Source organism: Zeaxanthinibacter sp. PT1, from assembly GCF_028464225.1.
Lineage (GTDB): Bacteria > Bacteroidota > Bacteroidia > Flavobacteriales > Flavobacteriaceae > Zeaxanthinibacter.
The window spans coordinates 1329846-1350819 of sequence record NZ_JAQPCN010000001.1 but is presented as its reverse complement, the minus strand read 5'-3'; the positions used below and the strand labels follow the sequence as shown (position 1 = coordinate 1350819).

Annotated in this window: 21 protein-coding genes; 7 read left to right on the top strand and 14 right to left on the bottom strand. The window is 46.3% G+C overall.

All coding sequences use genetic code 11. The features are described 5' to 3' along the window. Window positions 1–27: 27 nt before the first annotated feature. Window positions 28–663: a 4'-phosphopantetheinyl transferase family protein gene (locus tag PP178_RS05920; protein ID WP_272593386.1), complete on the bottom strand. Its 636-nt coding sequence runs from the start codon at window positions 661–663 to the stop codon at window positions 28–30. A gap of 85 nt (window positions 664–748) precedes the next feature. On the opposite strand from PP178_RS05920, the gene ahcY reads away from it, so the two are divergent. Next, the gene (ahcY, locus tag PP178_RS05915; RefSeq protein WP_272593385.1) at window positions 749–2065 is read left to right on the top strand and encodes an adenosylhomocysteinase; all 1317 of its coding nucleotides are present in this window, start codon (window positions 749–751) and stop codon (window positions 2063–2065) included. A 253-nt stretch (window positions 2066–2318) separates the two neighbouring features. Here ahcY and rpmA read toward each other — a convergent pair whose 3' ends face one another. The 4 genes from rpmA to PP178_RS05895 all read right to left on the bottom strand — a co-directional run bounded on the left by rpmA (window position 2319) and on the right by PP178_RS05895 (window position 4777). Beyond that, window positions 2319–2579, bottom strand: a complete 261-nt coding sequence (gene rpmA, locus PP178_RS05910; RefSeq protein ID WP_272593384.1) for a 50S ribosomal protein L27 — start codon at window positions 2577–2579, stop codon at window positions 2319–2321. A 55-nt stretch (window positions 2580–2634) separates the two neighbouring features. Continuing rightward, window positions 2635–3162, bottom strand: coding sequence for a 50S ribosomal protein L21 (rplU, locus tag PP178_RS05905; RefSeq protein ID WP_272593383.1), 528 nt, complete (start codon window positions 3160–3162; stop codon window positions 2635–2637). 91 nt (window positions 3163–3253) lie between these two features. Then, entirely contained in the window at window positions 3254–3727 is a 474-nt protein-coding gene (locus tag PP178_RS05900; RefSeq protein ID WP_272593382.1) for a DUF4199 domain-containing protein, read from the bottom strand. A gap of 165 nt (window positions 3728–3892) precedes the next feature. Then, window positions 3893–4777 (bottom strand): DMT family transporter, encoded by an 885-nt coding sequence (locus tag PP178_RS05895; protein WP_272593381.1) that lies wholly within the window; start codon window positions 4775–4777, stop codon window positions 3893–3895. 90 nt (window positions 4778–4867) lie between these two features. On the opposite strand from PP178_RS05895, the gene PP178_RS05890 reads away from it, so the two are divergent. After that, window positions 4868–5302 carry a hypothetical protein gene (locus PP178_RS05890; protein ID WP_272593380.1) on the top strand — a complete coding sequence of 145 codons (435 nt, stop codon included), beginning with the start codon at window positions 4868–4870 and terminating at the stop codon, window positions 5300–5302. A gap of 1 nt (window position 5303) precedes the next feature. Here the strand turns inward: PP178_RS05890 and PP178_RS05885 are convergent, their stop codons facing one another. Genes PP178_RS05885 through mutY form a run of 5 tightly spaced genes read right to left on the bottom strand, consistent with a single transcriptional unit; the run spans window position 5304 to window position 9678 of the window. Next, a complete protein-coding gene (locus tag PP178_RS05885) occupies window positions 5304–6242 on the bottom strand; it encodes a pyridoxal-phosphate dependent enzyme (RefSeq protein WP_272593379.1) in 939 nt (312 codons plus the stop codon). A gap of 3 nt (window positions 6243–6245) precedes the next feature. Beyond that, window positions 6246–6806: a gliding motility lipoprotein GldD gene (gldD, locus tag PP178_RS05880; protein WP_272593378.1), complete on the bottom strand. Its 561-nt coding sequence runs from the start codon at window positions 6804–6806 to the stop codon at window positions 6246–6248. Further along, on the bottom strand, window positions 6793–8124 hold the full coding sequence (locus PP178_RS05875; protein ID WP_272593377.1) for a gliding motility-associated protein GldE: 1332 nt from the start codon (window positions 8122–8124) through the stop codon (window positions 6793–6795). Before PP178_RS05875 ends, gldD begins: the two co-directional genes overlap by 14 nt. Window positions 8125–8148: 24 nt before the next feature. Beyond that, entirely contained in the window at window positions 8149–8616 is a 468-nt protein-coding gene (locus tag PP178_RS05870) for a single-stranded DNA-binding protein (RefSeq protein WP_272593376.1), read from the bottom strand. Window positions 8617–8631: 15 nt separating this feature from the next. Beyond that, window positions 8632–9678 carry an A/G-specific adenine glycosylase gene (gene mutY / locus PP178_RS05865; protein ID WP_272593375.1) on the bottom strand — a complete coding sequence of 349 codons (1047 nt, stop codon included), beginning with the start codon at window positions 9676–9678 and terminating at the stop codon, window positions 8632–8634. 124 nt (window positions 9679–9802) lie between these two features. Between mutY and PP178_RS05860 the strand changes: the two genes are divergently transcribed. The 4 genes from PP178_RS05860 to PP178_RS05845 all read left to right on the top strand — a co-directional run bounded on the left by PP178_RS05860 (window position 9803) and on the right by PP178_RS05845 (window position 14862). Beyond that, on the top strand, window positions 9803–10093 hold the full coding sequence (locus PP178_RS05860) for an HU family DNA-binding protein (RefSeq protein ID WP_133643168.1): 291 nt from the start codon (window positions 9803–9805) through the stop codon (window positions 10091–10093). A gap of 250 nt (window positions 10094–10343) precedes the next feature. After that, the gene (locus PP178_RS05855) at window positions 10344–11891 is read left to right on the top strand and encodes a ribonuclease E/G (protein WP_272593374.1); all 1548 of its coding nucleotides are present in this window, start codon (window positions 10344–10346) and stop codon (window positions 11889–11891) included. 88 nt (window positions 11892–11979) lie between these two features. Beyond that, entirely contained in the window at window positions 11980–14364 is a 2385-nt protein-coding gene (locus PP178_RS05850) for an alpha-L-rhamnosidase-related protein (RefSeq protein WP_272593373.1), read from the top strand. A 24-nt stretch (window positions 14365–14388) separates the two neighbouring features. Beyond that, window positions 14389–14862 (top strand): regulatory protein RecX, encoded by a 474-nt coding sequence (locus PP178_RS05845; RefSeq protein ID WP_272593372.1) that lies wholly within the window; start codon window positions 14389–14391, stop codon window positions 14860–14862. Here the strand turns inward: PP178_RS05845 and PP178_RS05840 are convergent. From PP178_RS05840 to bioA, 4 genes are all read right to left on the bottom strand, one after another. Then, window positions 14859–15743, bottom strand: coding sequence for a cupin-like domain-containing protein (locus PP178_RS05840; protein WP_272593371.1), 885 nt, complete (start codon window positions 15741–15743; stop codon window positions 14859–14861). The two genes, PP178_RS05845 and PP178_RS05840, sit on opposite strands and share 4 nt — an antisense overlap. A 71-nt stretch (window positions 15744–15814) precedes the next feature. Next, window positions 15815–16906: a biotin synthase BioB gene (bioB, locus tag PP178_RS05835; RefSeq protein ID WP_272593370.1), complete on the bottom strand. Its 1092-nt coding sequence runs from the start codon at window positions 16904–16906 to the stop codon at window positions 15815–15817. A 73-nt stretch (window positions 16907–16979) separates the two neighbouring features. Continuing rightward, a complete protein-coding gene (locus tag PP178_RS05830) occupies window positions 16980–18152 on the bottom strand; it encodes a beta-ketoacyl synthase N-terminal-like domain-containing protein (protein ID WP_272593369.1) in 1173 nt (390 codons plus the stop codon). Then, window positions 18152–19420: an adenosylmethionine--8-amino-7-oxononanoate transaminase gene (gene bioA, locus PP178_RS05825; RefSeq protein ID WP_272593368.1), complete on the bottom strand. Its 1269-nt coding sequence runs from the start codon at window positions 19418–19420 to the stop codon at window positions 18152–18154. Before bioA ends, PP178_RS05830 begins: the two co-directional genes overlap by 1 nt. Before the next feature lie 68 nt (window positions 19421–19488). Here bioA and PP178_RS05820 point away from each other — a divergent pair, with 68 nt between their 5' ends. Beyond that, window positions 19489–20973 carry an ArnT family glycosyltransferase gene (locus PP178_RS05820; RefSeq protein WP_272593367.1) on the top strand — a complete coding sequence of 495 codons (1485 nt, stop codon included), beginning with the start codon at window positions 19489–19491 and terminating at the stop codon, window positions 20971–20973. The last annotated feature ends 1 nt before the right edge of the window (window position 20974 follow it).

The window sequence follows — 20974 nt, the reverse complement described above, 5'->3', positions numbered from 1 at the left end:
TTCAGTATTCTTTAGGTTATGTGTGATTCAGGGATTCTTAATGGCATAGACACAGGTAAACCCTTCAAATTCCAGGAAGGAAATCCGGTATTCAGAGGTATCCCCATGGTAGAGTATCTCTGCCGTGGTTCGGCTGTCATCAAAGGAGAAATCTTTTACGTCTACGTGGTGGAGAAAGCTGAGCCCCTGTTTGGCATAGATCTTATAGAGCGATTCTTTAGCGCCCCATACGATGGTAAGCTTACGGATCAAAGCCTCGGAATTTGCCAGGGTCCGGTATTCTTCCAGTGGGGTGAATTTATTAGCGATCCTGAGGATCTTCTCGCGCTGCATTTCAATATCGATACCTACTTCCCGGTCCTTGCTGATAATGATAGTGGTGAACTGATGAGAATGGCTTATGCTGATATGGTTACCATCTTTCAGGTGAGGTTTACCCCCTTCGTCGTAATACAGGTCTTTATCCTCATATCCTGCTTTAGCCATCAGGTGCCGTATGCTCAGAAAACCCCTGCGGTGTAATTCTGATTTCATCCCATCCATCCGGGCCTTACATTCGGATGTCAGCTGTATACCTTTTGCAAGCTCCTCCTCCGATTCTGTGATCTTCCAGATGTATACTGTAATGTGCTCAGTTACTGTTATAGTTTTGTAAAGAGGCATAAGATTACTTAACTTATTATTACCTTTGTTTTCGCTGTTTCAGCACGAAAATGGCTCTTTAACGAAAGTAAAAATAAAAAAGGATATGAGTACCAAAACTGTTCCTTATGTACCCTATAAGGTAAAAGATATTGCCCTTGCAGACTGGGGCCGGAAAGAAATCACTTTGGCCGAGGCTGAAATGCCCGGGTTAATGTCATTAAGAGAAGAATACGGGGAATCACAGCCACTGAAAGGGGCTCGTATTGCCGGTTGTCTTCATATGACCATACAGACCGCGGTACTTATCGAGACCCTCGTTGCCCTTGGCGCAGAGGTTACCTGGAGTTCTTGCAATATTTTCTCTACACAAGACCATGCGGCAGCAGCTATAGCAGCAGCCGGGATACCTGTATATGCCTGGAAAGGGATGAACGAGGAGGAGTTTAACTGGTGCATTGAGCAAACCCTGTTCTTTGGGGAAGAGAGGCAGCCACTTAATATGATCCTTGATGACGGGGGCGACCTGACTAACATGGTTCTGGATGAATATCCTGAACTGGGAGCGGGGATCAAGGGACTTTCCGAGGAAACTACAACTGGTGTTCACAGGCTTTACGAGCGAATGAAGAAAGGAACACTGCCTATGCCGGCCATTAACGTGAACGACTCTGTGACCAAGTCAAAGTTTGACAATAAATATGGTTGCAGGGAGAGTGCAGTAGATGCAATCCGCAGGGCCACTGATACCATGCTAGCCGGGAAACGTGTAGTCGTTGCGGGTTACGGGGATGTAGGTAAAGGTACAGCGGCTTCTTTCCGCGGTGCCGGAGCAATTGTTACGGTGACCGAGATAGATCCTATCTGTGCGCTACAGGCTGCCATGGACGGGTTTGAAGTAAAGAAACTGGAGACAGTTGTCGGAAATGCAGACATCATCTGCACAGCTACCGGAAACAAAGATATTATCCGCGAAGAGCATTTCAGGGCTATGCGCGATAAAGCTATTGTATGTAACATCGGCCACTTTGATAATGAGATTGATATGGCCTGGCTGAATGGCAACTTTGGGGATACTAAGGATGAGATCAAGCCACAGGTAGATATGTATACCTTAGACGGTAAGAATATCATAGTACTGGCAGAGGGAAGATTGGTAAACTTAGGTTGCGCAACAGGCCACCCAAGTTTTGTGATGAGTAATTCATTTACCAACCAGACCCTGGCACAGATCGAGCTGTGGAAACACACAGATAAATACGAAAATAAGGTTTATATGCTGCCAAAACACCTTGATGAAAAGGTTGCGGCCTTACATCTTTCAAGGCTGGGAGCAGAACTGACCGAACTGAACGAAGAGCAAGCCGAGTATATCGGGGTAACTGTAAAGGGGCCCTTTAAACCGGACTACTACAGGTACTAATTCCTGAGAGCTTTAAACTACGATCCCTGTAATCTTTCGGTTACAGGGATTTTTTTATGCCCAAAAAACCGGCACAGGGGCCGGTACTACACTAAGCTAGCTCAAAATTTAATCTGAACAGCTTAAAGGTCGTGGGAATTAACACTTTAGAGGTTAATTTAAAATTAAGCTTAACATACTAAAAGCTTAATTTACGGGCACAAAAAAACCCGGTATATACCGGGTTCTTTATTCTGTAACCAGATTGAAGGTCTTATGCTTCAAACGGCTCGATAGAAACGTAGGATTTACCTCCGGCTTTCTTATCGAATTTTACGATACCATCTACTCTGGCATGTAAAGTATGATCTTTACCGGCGTATACGTTGTCACCGGGATTGTGTTTAGTACCACGTTGCCTAACAAGGATATTCCCCGCCATAGCAGCTTGACCACCAAAAATCTTAACGCCTAATCGTTTCGATTCTGATTCTCTACCGTTCTTGGAACTACCAACACCTTTTTTATGTGCCATGATAATTTATTTTAATGCGCGTCCCGGGATCAGACCCAATGCGCAGGTTGTACTTTTATTTTTTCTCGATCGCTTCGATCAACTCAGCTTTCTTCATAGAAGAGTAACCTTCTACGCCTTTAGCTTTAGCCATTTCTCTTAGCTCAGCTACCGTGTTCTTGCTCAGGTCTTGAGAAGTTTCTTCCTTTTTAGCCTTAGGAGCAGCTTTAGCAGCAGTCTCTTCTTTCTTAGGCTCAGCTTTTGCTTTAGGAGCTTCTTTTTTCTTAGAACCTTTAGCGACGATATCAGAAATAACCAACTCTGTCAGGTACTGACGGTGGCCATTCTTTTTACGATACCCCTTACGTCTTTTCTTCTTGAAGACGATTACCTTGTCACCTTTTAGGTGCTTAATGACTTTGGCTTCAACTGAAGCTCCGTCTATAGCCGGGGCGCCGATCGTGATGTCACTACCATCTTCTAAAAGAAGTACATTGTCGAAAGTAACTTTGTTACCTTCCTCTTCTTTCAGACGGTGTACATACACTTTCTGGTCTTTTGCAACTTTGAATTGCTGCCCTGCTATCTCTACAATTGCGTACATAGCTTGTGTATTAATTTGTTTCTTAATTGCCTGGTACGGAACACGGGAGGTATCCCAAAGGCGGGTGCAAATATACGCCTAAATTGCAAATTCACAAGGACTTTTTAGGAAATTCAGCCGAATTTTTACCCAGGTTCCTGGAGGATTTAAAAAGTTGCATAAAAGATAAGGTCAGGACCAAGCTGGTCGCGAACCCCATGATGGCCACCGTAAAAAAGACAATGCCCTCAAATTCCAATTCATTAAACCACTTCTCAGATAAATTGCGCAGGAAGTTGGTATCCACTTCCGTACTGTAAATTGCGAAAAACACTGTAAATACGAGGGTGGCCATAAAACCGGTGATGATACCCGTTGTAAAGCCCATGGTATAGTTGAACTTATCCCCTTGCTGTATTCGCATATACTTTATCGCTTCGTAGATCCCAAAGCCCGTGATTACCCCGTTAAATAGGCTGTAAAAAACATTGGTGTGCAACCCGAAGAGCGATAATATCAAGAAATATGCTATCAGGGAGCCACTGGTGGCGATTCCGAATCGTATAGGCAATGTGAAAAATTTCATAAACGGGAACGTTAGTTATACATCTAAGATAATAATTGTTAAAGTATATACCATAGAATCAAGGGTTAAAGCCCTCTATTTTTAAGATTAATTTATAATCCGTGGTATAAGGAAAGTTAAATCATACCGGGCTGGTACTCTTGTTTATAGCAGGAATCTGATCACTCAGCGATTCACTTTACGCCTGTTCACCAGGTAAACTCCGAACAGGATAATGGCTGCTGCGGCAAGCTGCCAGAGCGAAAAGCGTTCGCCATCCAGGAGTCCCCAAATGACACCCACAATGGGTATGAGGTAGGTGACCGATACTGAAAATACAGGTGATGAAATATGCACCAGCTTATTGAACATCACTTTGGCAAAGCAGGTACCCACCACGCTCAGGATAACGACATATACCAATGAACTGTAATAGTACTCTCCACCGGTTACCTCTTCGCTAAAAGCCCCGGAAAAGGCAAGAACGACCAGTGAAGGCAAAAGCACCGCGGCAAAATTCCCGGCTGCAATCCCTATGGGACTTACCCCTGAAAGCTTACTCTTGATGATATTGGCATTGAGTGCGTAAAACAGGGTTGCCAGGATGACCAGGCCGGCATACCAGTAATTCTGCCCGGGGTTGATATCAGCCCCGATACCAACAAGCATGGCAGCCCCGACAAGCCCAATGATCACTCCAACCACCTGGTTCTTGTAAAATGGAATTTTAAACACTATGTACCCGACGAAAATGGTAAACAAGGGGACCAGGGAATTCAGGACAGAGGCAATACTACTGTCTATCTCGGTCTCTGCAAAGGCGAACAGGAAGGCGGGGAAGAAACTACCGACGAATCCCGACAGGGCCACCCACTTCCATTCATTTTTTTTGATTTTCCGGACAGAGCGATACCCGAACAGCAGAAGGAAGGCAGCGGTAATCACCATCCTGACAGAACCAAGCTGTATAGGCGAAAAACCCTGCAGGCCTTTCTTAATAAGGATATAAGAGGTTCCCCATATAATCGATAATACGACCAGGTAAAACCATCTTCTGTTTACGTCACTCATTCGGGAAATTTAAAAGGGCATAAAAGTCAGGCTTTTTGTTGAATTATATGTGTTGTTATTTATTAATTTTAACAATCCAAAGCGAATCCAATGCTAAAAACAATTCAATTCTTTTTCCTGGTCCTGTTCATATCCCTATCCGGCTGTAAGGAGGAGGATAAATCCGAAGAAAAGGGTCAGCGAATGCAAAAGGTGATGGAAATTCACGATGAAGCCATGCCGAGGATGGGGGAACTCAGTAAGTTAGTTGGAGAAATGAAAGCCAGGGTCGATTCTACGGAAAGGGGGCAGGAATATGAAGAAGCCATGGAAGAGCTGCAGGAGGCCTACAGTGGAATGATGGAATGGATGCAGAATTTTGGCGATCGATTTGATCCGGACGAGATCATTAATGGCAAGGAACTGTCAGAGGAAAAACAGGAATGGCTGCTTGAAGAAGAGGAAAAGATCAAGGAGGTTCGGGAACAGATTAATTCCAGTATAAACAGGGCACGGGAATTATTGGAAAAAGATACTATCGAATGATTTAGAATGGAAGGTTTTCCAGGTCTACATTCCCCCCGGAAATAATGATTCCCACTTTTTTTCCTCGGAGTTCATCTCTTAATTGCAGTGCAGCTGCAAAAGGCACGGCACATGAAGGTTCGGCTGTGATCTTGAGTCGCTCCCAGATTAAGCGCATAGAGGAGATAATATCTCTCTCTTCTACCCTTTCAATCGCACTTACGTATTCCCGTATAATCGGGAAATTAATATCCCCCAGCATGGTCCGCAGACCATCCGCTACAGTATCGGCAGATTTGTTACCCTCTATCTTCCCGCTGTGGAATGAGCGGTAAGCGTCATCAGCCTGCATAGGCTCTGCCCCGATAACTTTACAGCCTTTTCCCAGGAAGTGTGCAGATAGTGCGGTTCCTGCTACCAGTCCACCCCCACCTACCGGGCAGAGGATGACATCCAGGTCCGGGTAATCCTGGAGTAATTCTGTGGCCGCAGTGCTGTTGCCCAGGATCACATCCATATTGTTGGAAGGGTGTATAAAAGTAGCCCCTGTCTTCTCCTCTATTTCTTTGGAAAGCGCTTCCCGCGCCTCCAGGTTAGGGTCGCAGTCAAACACTTCTCCCCCATAGCCGATCACCGCCCTTTTCTTAACTGCAGTTGCCGTACGCGGCATGACGATATAAGCCTTTACTCCAAGGCTTTGTGCAGCGAGGGAAAGGGCCTGGGCAAAATTACCCGAGGAATGGGTTACCACCCCTCTATTGCGCTTCTCTTCCGGCAATTGCATGATGGCCTGTATGGCACCTCTCATTTTAAAGGCTCCCATCCGCTGGAAGTTCTCGCATTTAAAGAATAACTGTGCTCCCACCATGTGGTTTAACAGGCGGGAAGTGAGCACCGGGGTACGGTGAATGTGGGGAGCAATAGCTTTATGACATTCCAGAAGTTCCTTAGCTCCGACCATAACTTATTTCCATTTCATGGTTTCCATGATCTTCCTGATATCTTTCTGCAGGTAAACAGCTGCGGGGTAAATAGAATCGTAATTAGGTTTGGCGTAGAAGTACAGGGAGCCCGTAACAAAATGTTCCGTGCTATCCGTCACATAGAACTGAGCCTGTGAGGCTGCATTCCCCCTAACCTCGTAAAACATCCCGTAAACTCGGTCATCCCTGTTTACAAAAGGCTGTTCCAGGATATTATCTGCCTTGACCACGTGCTCATAAGAAAGCTTCTGTGCATCGGTCAATAAGGATTGCAGGTTGTCTTCAACCGGTTTATACGTGATATAGATAGCCCCGTTCATCTCGGGGTAATCCAATTTTAATGCACAGCCTTTAGCCGACTCCAGGGTCGCCCTCTCGTTATAATCAAACCCAAAAGGGCAACTGTCCTTATACGTGGCCAGATCAGCTTCAGGGTAGCTGAGCCTCAGCATAGCTCTAGGTTTAGGGAGTGATTCTTCCCCGCAGGAACCCAGGAACACCAAAGCGATAAAAAGCAAGCTTGTATTTTTAAGTAGTCGCATGGGGAATGGTTACTTTAATTTGTTTGAGTCGTTTCCTGTCCAGGCTCTCTACCACGAATTGGTAGCCGTTAAATTGAACAGTTTCACCCCTCTTAGGGAAACTGCCTGCAATTTCAAGTACAAATCCGGCGATAGTCTCTGATTCTCCTTTCTGAGCCTCAAATTCATCTTCATGGTCTATACGGGCCACTTTATAGAATTCTTTGAGGGTAGTTTTCCCATCAAAGACGTAATTGTGTTCATCCAGCTTGGAAAAGATCAGGTCTTCGTCATCAAATTCGTCACTGATATCGCCAACGATCTCTTCTATAATATCTTCCAGGGTTACAATTCCGGATGTGCCCCCGTATTCATCGACAACAACAGCCAGGTGGTTCTTTTTGGTCTGGAAATCCAGCAGCAGATCATCGAGTTTCTTATTTTCCGGCACAAAGAACGGCTCCCTGATCAGGGAGAGCCAGTTAAAGGTCTTTCTCTCCAGGTAAGGCAGCAGGTCTTTTACGTAAAGCACCCCGATAACGTTATCCATGTGTTCAGAGAAAACAGGGATTCGCGAATACCCATGAGCTTTAATCTCTGCCAGGACCTCGGGGAATTTCATCGATTCTGATAAGGCGAAAATGTCGATCCTCGGTCGCATCACTTGTTTGGTGTCGGTGTTCCCAAAGGTAACGATGCCTTCCAGGATTCGCTGTTCTTCTTTGGTGGTGTCCCCTTCAGAGGTCAGTTCAAGTGCTTGGGAAAGATGATCAATACTCAGGTTAGATTTCTGCTTTCCCAATTTGCGGTACAAGTAAATGGTCCCGGACCTCATGGGCAGGCTCAGGGGACTGAAAACAAAATCGAGCACCCGTAAAGGGTAGGCCATAAAATGCGCGAAATTCACCCTGTTCCGGTTGGCGTAGATCTTTGGTAAAATTTCACCGAACATAAGGATGAGAAAGGTGGCCACTACCACATCTACGATAAAACGCAGGGAAACGACCCCGAAGATCATATAGGTGATCCCGGAAAAAATGTAATCGCCAATGGTATTAAAGAGCAGGACGATCCCTATGTTGATCGCGTTGTTGGCGATCAATACGGTAGCGAGTAATTTTTTCGGTCGGTCAAGCAGTTTAACGACGATATTCCCCCGGGTGGTTTTTTTCTCTGCAATATCATTGATATCAGTAGCAGACAGACCAAAGTAAGCCACTTCTGCACCCGAGATCATGGCAGAACAGGCCAGGAGTACGAATAATACAATTCCCCGGCCGATTAAGGCGGATTCTACGGCAAATTCACTTAGAAAAATACTTAAGGGGTCAGGATCCAAATGTCGTGATATTAGTTTGCATTACTAGAATGGCAGATCGTCCTCTTCTTCTTCCTGCTGCGCGGGCCTGGTCTCTGCCGGTCTTTGCGGCTGACTTTTTTGCTGGCTTGGAGCTGAAGCCTGGGAGCCACCTCCCTGGTTTGGCATTCCACCTTCTTTTGGAGTGAGGAAAGTAAAATCCTGCACCTGTATCTCTGTAGAATACCTGGTTTGCCCATCTTCACCTTGCCACTGGCGTGTTTTGAGCCTGCCTTCCACATAGATCTTATCACCTTTGCTCAGGTATTTCTCACATATTTCGGCGGCTTTGTTACGCACAACAATGTTATGCCATTCCGTAGTGGTGACTTTTTCACCTGTCTGCCGGTTGGTATAGGATTCGTTGGTAGCGATCGGGAACCTACCAATGCAGTTACCTCCTTCAAAATAATGCATTTTTACTTCATCTCCCAGATGCCCGATCAGCATCACTTTATTCAATGTTCCGCTCATAATATTAATCTTGGGTCAAAAGTACGAATTTTTAAGAGTTTTAATATAATCTGCGATAAGGACGGGAACAGGATATTCATCCAGTTCTTCAAGGGGGATCCCACGTTCTAATTCGCCCGGGATATCAATACGCCAGAAGCGGGTATAGAGGTGCTGGTGACTTAATTTATGGACGATGGGCTCTTCATTTTCCAGTGAAACTGAAGAGAGATCATAGCCTGGAAAAACTTCTTCTACCTTATTATATAGGGAATCCTGTTCCAGGACTTCTTCAGATTCTACCAGAGGAAATTCGTACAGTTGTTGCCAGATCCCTTTTTTATCGCGCTGCTGAAGCCTGGTCTTCCCCTTTTCATCCAGCAGCACCAGGTAATTAAAATACCTGTTCCTCACCTTGGTCTTTTTAATCTTCACGGGGAGTTCCCCTACCATCTTCTTTTCAAGGGCCATGCAGGAGGCATTTAACGGACAGGTATCGCAAGCCGGATTTCGAGGTGAACATTGCAGCGCACCAAATTCCATCAGTGCCTGGTTGTATTCCGCGGCACGTTCGGGATCCATCACTTCCCGGGCCAGCTCTTTAAAATATTTAATTCCTTCAGTACTGTTTACGGGCAGGCTGACTCCGAAATAACGTGACAGCACCCGGTAAACATTTCCGTCAACCACGGGTTCCGGGCGATCAAAAGCAATGGAGGCAATTGCGCTGGCGGTGTAGTCCCCGACGCCTTTCAGTTTTTTTAATTCCGGGTAGGTATCCGGGAATTTCCCATGGTTATCCCGGCTAATGGTCTTTGCAGTGGTATGCAGATTCCTGGCGCGCGAATAGTAGCCCAGGCCTTGCCATAACTTTAACACTTTTTTTTCGCTGGCATCCGCGAGGTCGTCTACCGTGGGAAAATGCTCCAGGAACAGCTCGTAATACGGTAGTCCCTGTACCACCCTGGTCTGTTGTAGCATAATCTCTGACAGCCATATTTTATAAGGGTCCCGCGTATTTCGCCATGGTAAATCGCGTTTATTAGCCCTGTACCATTCAATTATTTTGGAAGAAAATAGCATGCTTGGAAAATAAAGAACAAAAGTAACGGTTTAAGGACTTAATATTAGTTTGTTAAGACGAAAGAACGAATTTAATTTATATATTTGCATCCCTTTAAAAACACATAGAAAATTAATTTTTACAATGACGAAAGCGGATATCGTATCGAAAATCTCAGAAAAGCTGGGAATTGAAAAAGGAGACGTACAGGCGACGGTAGAAACGTTTATGGAAGAGGTTAAGTCTTCACTGGAAAACGGTGACAACGTATACCTTAGAGGATTTGGAAGTTTTATCGTCAAAACCAGGGCTGAAAAGACCGGTAGGAACATCTCCAAGAATACTACCATAAAGATCCCGGCCCATAACATCCCGGCATTTAAACCTGCAAAGGTTTTTGTAGAAGGAGTAAAAAGTAACGTTCAAGTAAAATAATAACCTTTTAAAAGTAGAACTCTATGCCGAGTGGTAAAAAAAGAAAGAGACATAAGGTGGCTACTCACAAGCGTAAGAAACGCAGAAGAGCCAACCGACACAAGAAAAAGTAGTTTTCATAACTACTTTTTCGCTTTATACGTTCATTGACATAGAAATTCCAAAAAGGATTTCGACGGGTTAAATACAACCTGCAACAAATATTGTTTAACCATTCATCCCTGTATGGGGTGGATATAAATTGATTCAGGTGAATAGAGAATTAGTCGTAAGATCCAATTCCAATGCCGTCGATTTTGCCTTACTGAAAGATGGAAAACTAACAGAACTACACAAAGAAGAGGACACCAACAATTTTAACGTGGGCGACATCATGATCGCCAAGATCAGGAAGCCGGTTACCGGTCTGAATGCAGCATTCGTTAATGTTGGCTATGAGAAAGATGCCTTTTTGCACTATCATGACCTGGGACCACAGTTGGCCTCGATGTTAAAATTTGTGAAGGCTGTCAGTACGGGAAAACTTAAAGATTATTCCCTTAAGAATTTTCCATTCGAAAAAGATATTGATAAGAATGGTAGCATTAAAGATGTTATCAAAGCAAATCAATCACTACTGGTTCAGATAGTAAAAGAACCCATTTCCACCAAAGGACCAAGGATCAGCTCCGAGCTTTCTATAGCCGGCCGCTACCTGGTAATGGTCCCTTTTTCTGACCGCGTCTCTGTATCCCAGAAGATCGGCAGTAAAGAGGAGAAAGACCGACTTAAAAGGCTTATTAAGAGTATTAAGCCTAAAGGATTTGGAGTCATCATCAGAACAGTAGCAGAAGGCAAGAAAGTCGCCGAGTTGGACAAGGACCTTCAGAATTTGCTGGATAAATGGACAGCAATGTGTAAGAAATTATATAAGGCGCCCACCCCATCCAAAGTCCTGGTAGAAATGAATCGTGCTTCCTCAATATTGAGAGATGTTTTCAACGACAGTTTTACCGGTATACATGTGGATGATGAAACGCTTTATAACCAGATCAAAGATTATGTTCTGGAAATCGAGCCCGAAAAAGAGTCTATTGTAAAACTGTATTCGTCACCTGTCCCGATTTTTGAAAAATTCGGAATAGATCGCCAGATCAAAACTTCCTTCGGCCGAACGGCCTCTATGAGCAAAGGTGCTTACCTGATCATAGAACACACAGAAGCATTACACGTAATTGATGTAAACAGTGGAAACCGTTCTAATAAGGCCAAGAACCAAGAGGACACTGCCTTTGAGGTAAACCTGTTGGCCGCTACTGAAATAGCAAGGCAATTGCGCCTTCGCGATATGGGCGGGATCATCGTGGTGGATTTTATCGATATGGTAAAATCGGATCACAGGCGAAAACTGTTCGATCACCTCAGGAACGAGATGAAAGACGACAGGGCCAAGCACAAGATCTTGCCTCCAAGCAAGTTTGGCCTGATACAAATTACAAGACAACGGGTACGTCCGGAAATGAAGATCAAAACCACCGAAGCCAACCCTAGTGGTAATGGCCAGGAAATAGAAGCACCGATTGTGCTGATAGAAAAGATCAACGTAGACCTGGAGCGCCTCATGAAAGGCGACGGGAAAGACAAAAGCATCACATTGAATACCCATCCGTTTATTGCAGCATACCTGACCAAGGGCTTCCCTTCTATACGTTCTAAATGGTTTTTAGAACACAAGAAGTGGATAAAGATCCAACCACGAGATGCCTACACGTATCTCGAATATTGTTTTAAAGACAAAGAAGGTCAGACCCTTAACTAAATAAAAAGCGATTCCCACAAAGGGAGTCGCTTTTTTTTTGCCTTAAAATCACTAACTTAAATCCTGATTTTTTAAGTTTTACCAACCTATGAAACCCCTGTATTTCTTTACTTTTCTTTTCCTGTTCCTGGGATGTTCACCCGGGGAGAAGAACAAGGTTCAGCTGAGCGGTATACTGCAGGACTTACCCTCAATTGAAGGTAGGCCAGAATACATTACTTCCCCTTACGTCACTGCAGGCGATCGAGTTTATATGGTAGGACACCAGGACGGAAGTTTCCAGGAAATAGGATGGCACATCAAAGGCGAAATGGGGGGAATCTGGAATCACCCTGTAAAATTAATGGACGGATTTTCTGCCCGATTGATCCATCAGGGAGATTCTCTCTCGCTGGAGAAGGCAGATCGGTTTGTGAATTACCCTATGGCAAATGTCCTGGAATACTATCCGCAAGGGATCCCGATGAAAATACAACGATTCCAGGTAGTCCCTGATGGAAAACAAGGGATAATAATACAGTATCTCTTCTCAAATTCGGGAAACAAAGACCTGGAATTCGATTTTGAATTCACTGCTTTTTCTGATCTTCGACCCACATGGCTGGGTGAGGAAACAGGTATGCATGACAGTCTTGATATCGTAACATTTGAAGAGAATCTGGCGATATTCAAGGACCAGGCGAATCCCTGGTTCAGCGTGGTAGGCTCAGAGAGCAGAACCAGGGAATTACGCGAGACCCACACCCATTATTCCGGGCAGGGCGCCGCTGCAGCGTTAGTGTACCCGCTTAAGGTAAAAGCAGGGGAAGAACAAACACTTAACCTTGTGATAAGTGGGTCGTACAATGGGAAAGAACAAGCCCTGGAAACCTTTAATGAACTTCGGGATCAGGTGGTCTCTCTTGTTACTACCAAGAAAAAGCGATACCAGCAGCTTGCATCCCGATCTGAACTAAACATTCCCGATTCCTCAATTGCCCAGGCCTTTGAATGGCTGAAATACAATTCGGATTGGCTGGTAAGAACCGTACCCGAAATCGGGACAGGTATCACGGCGGGCATTCCCGACTACCCTTGGTGGTTCGGGGTCGACAGTGAATATGCCCTGAAAGGATATATGGCTATCGGGCAGTGGGATCCGGCCTTCCAAACCATTTCCCTTCTGGACAGTGTATCCGGGGCCCAGAATGGCAATGGGCGCATCATTCACGAGATGTCTACCAATGGCAAGGTCTTTAATCCCGGCAATATAAATGAAACTCCACAGTTCGCCTCCCTTATCTGGGAAACCTTTTTATGGACCGGAGACCGGGAATTCCTGGAGAAATACTACCCGACTGTAAAGAAAGGCCTGGCATGGCTGATGGACGAGAAGGATACAAATAAGAATCTTTTCCCCGATGGGTTCGGGATGATGGAGATCCACGGGATGGACAGCGAAATGATAGATGTAGCTGTCTATACCCAAAGGGCATTTGGTGACGCAGCACAGATGGCGGTCGTAATGGGGGACACCAAGGTTGCCGCATATTACCGTGATATGGCCGAAAAACTAAAAACCAAGATCAATAATGAATTCTGGTCCGAAGAATTTAAATCTTATGCCGATTTTATTGGAACAGATGACCAGGCTTTGCGATTGATCAAAGATGCGATCATCAGGGCGGATACCCTGAACAAACCCTGGGCAATTGACGAATTGAAACGCACGGCAGAAAAAATCAGGAACTCACCCTCTGATAAACCCCGTCCTTTTGTACTACATCACAACTGGGTAGTCAACACTCCAATGGAAATGAAGGTAGCCGATTCTCTCAAAGCCATCCAGGCACTGCAAACTGCGGAAAAATTTGTAAATCCTTATGGAGTATTTGTGACAGGGATAGACCGTGACGAAAGCGCAGGGAAAGAACACGGTTCTTTTAAAGGGAGTAAGGTTTTTTCTTATACAGGAGCCGTTATGACCTTACCAACAGGGGTACAGGCAATTGCCGAGAATAATTACGGGCGCCCCGAGAAGGCTTTGGACTACCTGAAGCGAATGACTCGTACCTTCAGTTATGCCCTTCCCGGCAGCATGTACGAAGTATCCCCGGATTACGGGATGATCGTCCAGGCATGGAACATCTATAGTTTTGCGATCCCGATCGTTCAGCAATTCTTTGGCGTCCGGCCCAGGGCCCATGAAAAACTGGTTAAGGTGACACCCCGGATGCCTGAGACATGGTCCGATGTATCCCTTCAGAATGTGGCAATTGGAGATAATACAATTTCAGTATATTATACCAGGAAAGACTCCCTGGAAACCCTGACCGTTACCCAGGAAAATCCCGGGTGGACAATTGAGTTAAGCCTCCCGGGTCCCGGAGCTATTGAACTTACAGAGGGGACTGCGGAACCATCGGATTCTGCAGATTCGATTTTATACAGGAGTAAAAGTCAAAAAGTTACCCTGAGAAGGAAAATCCCGTGAAATGTCTTGCTAAATTTGTGGCCTATGTATTTTTCACGTGCAACTTACACCCTTGACGAAGCCAGGAGCAAGATAGAAAGCTATTGCGCCTACCAGGAGCGATGCCATAAGGAAGTGCGGGAGAAACTCCTTAAGATGAATATGATCCCCGAGGCCATAGACCAGATCATAGGACACCTGATACAGGAGAATTACCTGAATGAAGAGCGTTTTGCCAAAGCCTTCGCAAGGGGAAAGTACCACCAGAAATCATGGGGAAGGGTTCGTATCCGGATGGAACTCAAGCAAAGGGAAATCTCGGAATACATTATCCGTGAAGCCTTAAAGGAAACCGAGGAGGGGTATGAAGAAAGGCTGCATGCCCTGGCGCTGAAAAGACTGGAACAGATCAGGGAAAGAAACCCGCTGAAGCGTAAGAAGAAGCTGGCCGACTACCTGTTATACCGAGGTTGGGAAACCCATCTCGTCTATGAAAAACTACAGGAATTGATCGACTAGTACAGCTGGCCGTTTTTCTCTACGAGCTGCAGGTGCTCATGTGTTCTCCGGATGGCCTCTTCGTTCTTCCACCGGATCCATTCTTCCCCTTTCAGCTTCCGCATCATCGCGTCATAATAACGCATCCACACCACGTTATACAGTGCTTTACCCATATTCCTCGGCCGTAGTGGCAGTGCCCTCAGGCTCATCGAAAATCCGGGGTCCAGGTAGCGCATGTAATGCCAATATCCTTCGGGCATATAAAGCACATCACCGTGTTGCAGTGTGGTCCGGTGGCCATTGGCATGTTTCAGGGCCGGCCAGTGATCCAGGTCCGGGTCAGAGAAATCTATACTCTCATGGGTGATCAGGGAATGAGGCACTTTATACAGGTAAGGCGTTTCGGCCTGCGAGAAAAGAATACACTCTTTTTTTCCTTCAAAGTGAACATGGAAGATATTTCCCAGGTCTATATCGTAATGCATAAAGGTATAAGCATCCTGCCCCCCAAAAAATAGCATGGGCAGACTTTTAAGAAATGGCAGCCCCAGGTCCGGGTAGCTGAAGTCTTGCTGTAGTTCCGGAACTTCCTTCAGTAAATTCCATAAGAATATTCTGTAATGGGTAGGACCTTTTTTAAGCAGGTCTATGTATTGGTCCATCCGCATCCTGGCATGCGCCTGGTTAAAACCATCTTTATGGCTCACCGGACGGTTATCATAGAGAGGGACCTCCTTCTCCCCTGCTACCTTGCGAATGTATTCCAGGTCCCATTTGCGATACGCCGGCCAGTCCGATACCAAGCCCTGCAGCACCACTGGCTTTTGTGGCCTGTAATAGTCCTTGATAAACGCCTCCTTGGTAATAGAGGCTACTTTGGGTATCTCTTGTAGGTTCAAAAGGAAATCTGCTTCTTTAGCTCGCAAAGTTAAAAAAGCCGGAGAAGCTGAACCGGTAAATTAACGATAACTTAAGAACGCTTTGCTTTAGCCTTGGCCTCCTCGTTGCGTTCTATCTTGTGCCCGGGACGTGTCCATTTTGGCTTCTCTCCTAAGGGTTGCAGTACCGATTCCTGCTGTTCAACGGTCTTAGGTTGCGGGGCTTTTACAAAGGCCTGTTGTGGTTTCAGCCCCAGGAGTTTGAACATTTCCATATCCTCGCTCACATCCGGGTTAGGTGTAGTCAGTAATTTATCCCCTGCAAAAATAGAGTTGGCTCCGGCCAGGAAACAAAGTGCCTGTCCTTCACGACTCATGGAAGTTCTCCCTGCAGAGAGCCTTACCTGGGTCTTAGGCATCACTATCCTGGTCGTAGCCACCATGCGGATCATATCCCAGATCGGTACGGGCTCCATATCCTCCATGGGGGTACCTTCAACTGCTACCAGGGCATTGATCGGCACAGATTCGGGCTGCGGGTTCAGGGTAGCTAAAGCTACCAGCATCCCTGCCCTGTCTTCCAGTTTCTCGCCCATCCCGATAATTCCACCGCTACATACGGTTACATTGCTCTTCCTGACGTTGTCTATAGTCTTAAGGCGATCTTCGAAAGCCCTTGTAGATATAATGTCTTTATAATAATCCTCAGAAGTATCCAGGTTATGATTATAGGCATATAAACCTGCTTCAGCCAGGCGTTGTGCCTGGTTTTCGGTTAACATCCCCAGGGTACAGCAAACCTCCATATCCAATTTATTGATAGTACGAACCATTTCCAGCACCTGGTCAAACTCGGGTCCGTCCTTCACATTCCTCCAGGCAGCACCCATACATACCCGGGAACTTCCCGAAGCTTTAGCCCTTAAGGCCTGTGCTTTTACATGGGGAACCGTCATCAGGTCATTCCCTTCAATATCGGTATGGTAGCGTGCAGCTTGCGGACAGTAGCCACAATCTTCCGGGCATCCCCCGGTTTTGATAGAGAGCAGGGTAGAGACCTGGACCGTATTAGGGTCGTGAAATTCGCGATGAACATTGGCTGCGCGAAACAGCAAATCCATCATTGGTTGGTTGTAAATTTCAAGTATCTCCTCTTTGGTCCAATTGTGTCTTTCCGCACTCATACGTCTAATTTATGTGCCAAAAATAGCCTATAATGATTACATTTTCCAAGAATAGGGAACAATTTGCATGATATCAGGGAGTGCCGGGTCTCTGCAGAAGGATACTCACCGCGTTGCCACCAAAGCCGACGGCATTTACGAGGATACGCTCTAATTTTCCCGGGCCGGTCTTTTCTTGCAGAAAAGGTACCGGGATCCAGTGTTGATGTTGCAACATCAGCACCGCCAGTTCTACACTGAGCATACCGGAGGCACCAAAGGTGTGCCCCACTTTCCATTTGTTAGAAGTAAGTGCAGGCTTATGCTCACCAAAAACGGCGGAAATGGCGCTGTGTTCTGCCATATCTCCTTTGCGTGTTCCGGGGGCGTGCATAACGATCGCATCTACCTGTGACGGATCTATGCCCGAGACAGCCATCTTCATCGATCGCTGAAAACATTGTGCATCGGTAGAGAGCGATACACTGTGCTGCAGGGGCTCGGTTGCGTAACCTATCCCTGAAACCAGCGCGAGAGCATTTGGCCTGACCCCCTTTTCCAGGCAAGCCATTGCTGCAGCTTCACCCAGTATCATGGTATTCATTTTTTTATCGAGATCTAATGCCCTGCAAGGGTAGGGTTCTGCTTCTCCCAGGGTAGAATATATTTTGAGGGCCCTCATTTGCGCCAGGGTAAAGGGGGTAAGGGATGCTTCGCTCCCTCCTACCAGGAACTTATCGGCCATCCCTGCCTCTAACCACGCCACGCCATTGAGTAGGGCGTGTAATGCCGTAGAACAGGTAATAGAATGTGATATATCCGGGCCTTGGGATTGCAGGTCATGTGCTAACCAGGAAGAGATATTCCCTAAAGTGGTAGCCGGTGATGCCTGTGTACTGCTTTGTCCATCCTGCAGGAATTCTGCATGGTACTTTTCAAAGAGGCTGGTTGCCCCCCGGGATGAACCAACGTTGATCCCAAAATCATTTCCCTTTTTCCAGCCGGCGCGCTCGGCGGCACTTCTCCCGGCTAGCAGGGCGTACAGGACACTATCATCCAGGGAGCGGTAGAAGGCCGACTCCCCTCGTAATTGGTCTACCGCTTTTCGAGCGCCAGGGGTTAAGGGTGCCACCCAGGCTTTTTCCTTTCCGTACGATTCAAAGGCCAAGAGGGCTTTATCTTCCAGGTAACGGGCCCAGATCTCCCCGGGCTCCTGTCCAAGGGGTGAAACCGATGCTATAGCCGTAATAGATATGGGTTGTTTCATCAGAATAGGTCCAGGGCAGTTCTAATACTGTCGTAGACAGTAGTTAATTGTTGTACCGTGATTACGTATGGAGCCAGGATATAAATTGTATTCCCCAGGGGCCGGAGGAATACCCCTTGGTCCATGAAATGTTTATACAAGCGGTCCCTGAGATTGCCGTAGCGCTCCATGCTGACATCCAGGTCCAGGGCCAGTATCACCCCACACTGCCGGACGTTGGCAACCCTGGAATGGGATTCGATTTCCGAGGCAAAATTCCGATGACTGTTCACAATGCGATCTATATCGCGTTGAATCTCACCAGACCTCAGCAACTGCAGTGCAGCAAGGGCTGCAGTGCAGGCCAATGGATTCGCAGTATAGGTGTGACCATGAAAGAATCCTTTTCCCAATTCGTCACTGTAGAAGGCATCGTAGATCTGCTGGCTACAACTGGTTGCGGCCATGGGCAGGAGTCCGGCCGTCAGTGCCTTGGAGAGGCATATAATATCGGGCTTGGTCTCCATATAAAGAGAGGCAAAGTATTTGCCTGTCTTCCCGAAACCGGTCATCACCTCATCCGCCACAGTCACAACTCCCTCTTGCTGTAATAAGGCCAGAAGAGGTTGCAAGTGCTCTGCTTTATGCATTTTCATTGCCGCAGCACCCTGCACCAGGGGCTCGTATACAAAACAAGCAATATCTTTGGTTTTTAAGCGGTTTTCTAACCACTCCAATATTTGTTGCAGGTTCTCTGCCGTAGGTACCGGAAGCCGTTCTACTTTCAGGAAAAAATCTTCGAAAGGACCGTTGTACACCGAAAGGCCGGAAACGGACATGGCACCGAAAGTATCACCGTGGAAACCATCTTCAAAAGCCAGCAGTACCGGTCTTTTCTCACCCCGGTTAAAATGGTACTGTAATGCCATCTTGATGCCGATCTCCACGGAGGTGGAACCATTGTCCGAATAGAAGATCTTCGACTGGTTTCCAGGGAGGACCTCCAATAATTCTTCGGCCAGTTGTACAGCAGGGGCATGAGTAAAGCCACTGAAAACCACCTGGTCCAGGGTCGTCATCTGTTCGGCTACCCTGGAGGTAATGCGCGGGTTACAATGCCCATACATGCTGGTATACCAGGAAGAGATCCCATCAATATAGGGCTTCCCTTCCATGTCGTAGAGCAAACAACCTTCTGCCCTGGCAATAGGGAGCATCTCCGGATTGCGCTTGTGTTGGGTAAGCGGGTGCCACACGAACTTCTTATCCTTTTCCGAAATATTTTTCAAAGAGACCGGATTCACTGTAAATGTCTTTTTATCTATCTTGCAAAGATGGGAATAAAAATAGTGACCACATGCTAAAAAAGGCGCTGGAGCGGCTTCAACCTGACTATCAGAGGCTCAGTCAGGGATCAGTTTTTATCATATTCTTCCTTCTTTCATTTTTTATTCGCCTACCCTTCTTTTTCAGGGATTATATAGACAGGGATGAAAGTACATTTATCCTGGTGGCGCAGTCCTGGGTAGAGGGTCATTTACCTTATACAGAACTCTGGGACCTGAAACCCCCATTGGTCTACTTTTTCTTCGCTTCGGTCATATGGATCTTCGGCAAGAGTTTTATCGCCATAAGACTCCTTGGTGTCCTGGCAGTAGCCGGGACCGCATTTTTCAGCTACCGGATTGGCCGGCAACTCAATGGTACTAAAACCGGGCTCTGGGCCGGAATTGGTACGATATACCTACTCAGTCTTTTCGGAAGCTTGCAGGGAGTCATGTCTGAACACCTGAGCATGCTTTTCTTTATGCCCGGGATCTTCCTGCTGATGCAGCGCTACCGGCCCCGGACCGTATTGCTCTCCGGTATCTGCCTCGGCATTGCATTAATGACCAAACTAAATCTCGCTTATGCAGTGATCCTTCTTGGATTGTTTTTCACCTATGACAGCTGGCGTAGTGCAGGCTGGAAAAGGGCCATAGGCTCAGGCATGCTACTGGGTTCGGGCATAATATTAATCATTATAACCACATACCTACCCTACTGGCATGATGGGCAGGGAGCGTTATGGTGGGATTCGGTTTTTAAGGCCCCCCTTGCTTATTCCGAGCACAAAAAAAGATCCTTGCTCACCTTCCTCCCAATCCTGATCATTTTGGGAACCTTTTTATATCCCAGTTTTAAGAACGGCTGGCTCAAAGCAAAACAACAAGGGACATTGCTCCTTGTGATTTCCCTGATCGGCATACTGTTCTCATTTATGAAAGTGGGACGGATCAATGGGCACTATCTTATACAATTCCACCCACTGTTCCTGGTTCTTTTATCCGTAGTCATCAGTCGTTCCATTCCCAACCCCGGGAGTTGGGGCAGGAAATTGCTGCTATTATTACTGTTATTGCTGCCGGTTGAGTCCTACCTGGAATACACCGCAATCATAAAACACAAAATAGAGAAGGGCAGCTTCTTTAACGGGGAAGGCATAAGTGTACCTAACTGGCTTGAAGAAAAAGGTCTGACAGAGCAGTCTACCCTGTTTTTAGAATACCATATTGGCTATTGGCAGACAGGACAGCTACCACCGACTAAATCGGCCACCCATCCCAGCAACCTATGCCGGGCAGAGTTATTCCCGCATTACAATAACCCCAGGGCTACCGCTATGGAAGAGCTGCGTTTTGTCATGGATAGCCTGAGACCGCAAATCGTTGTCGTAAGGAGAGGAAAGCCAATTTTTGACAAGGAACTATTGGAAGAAAATGAATATATGCAGACTTTCCTCAATATACATTACCGGGTCATAGGTAGTGTAGAGGGGGCCGATATCCTTCAGCGCCAGTGAT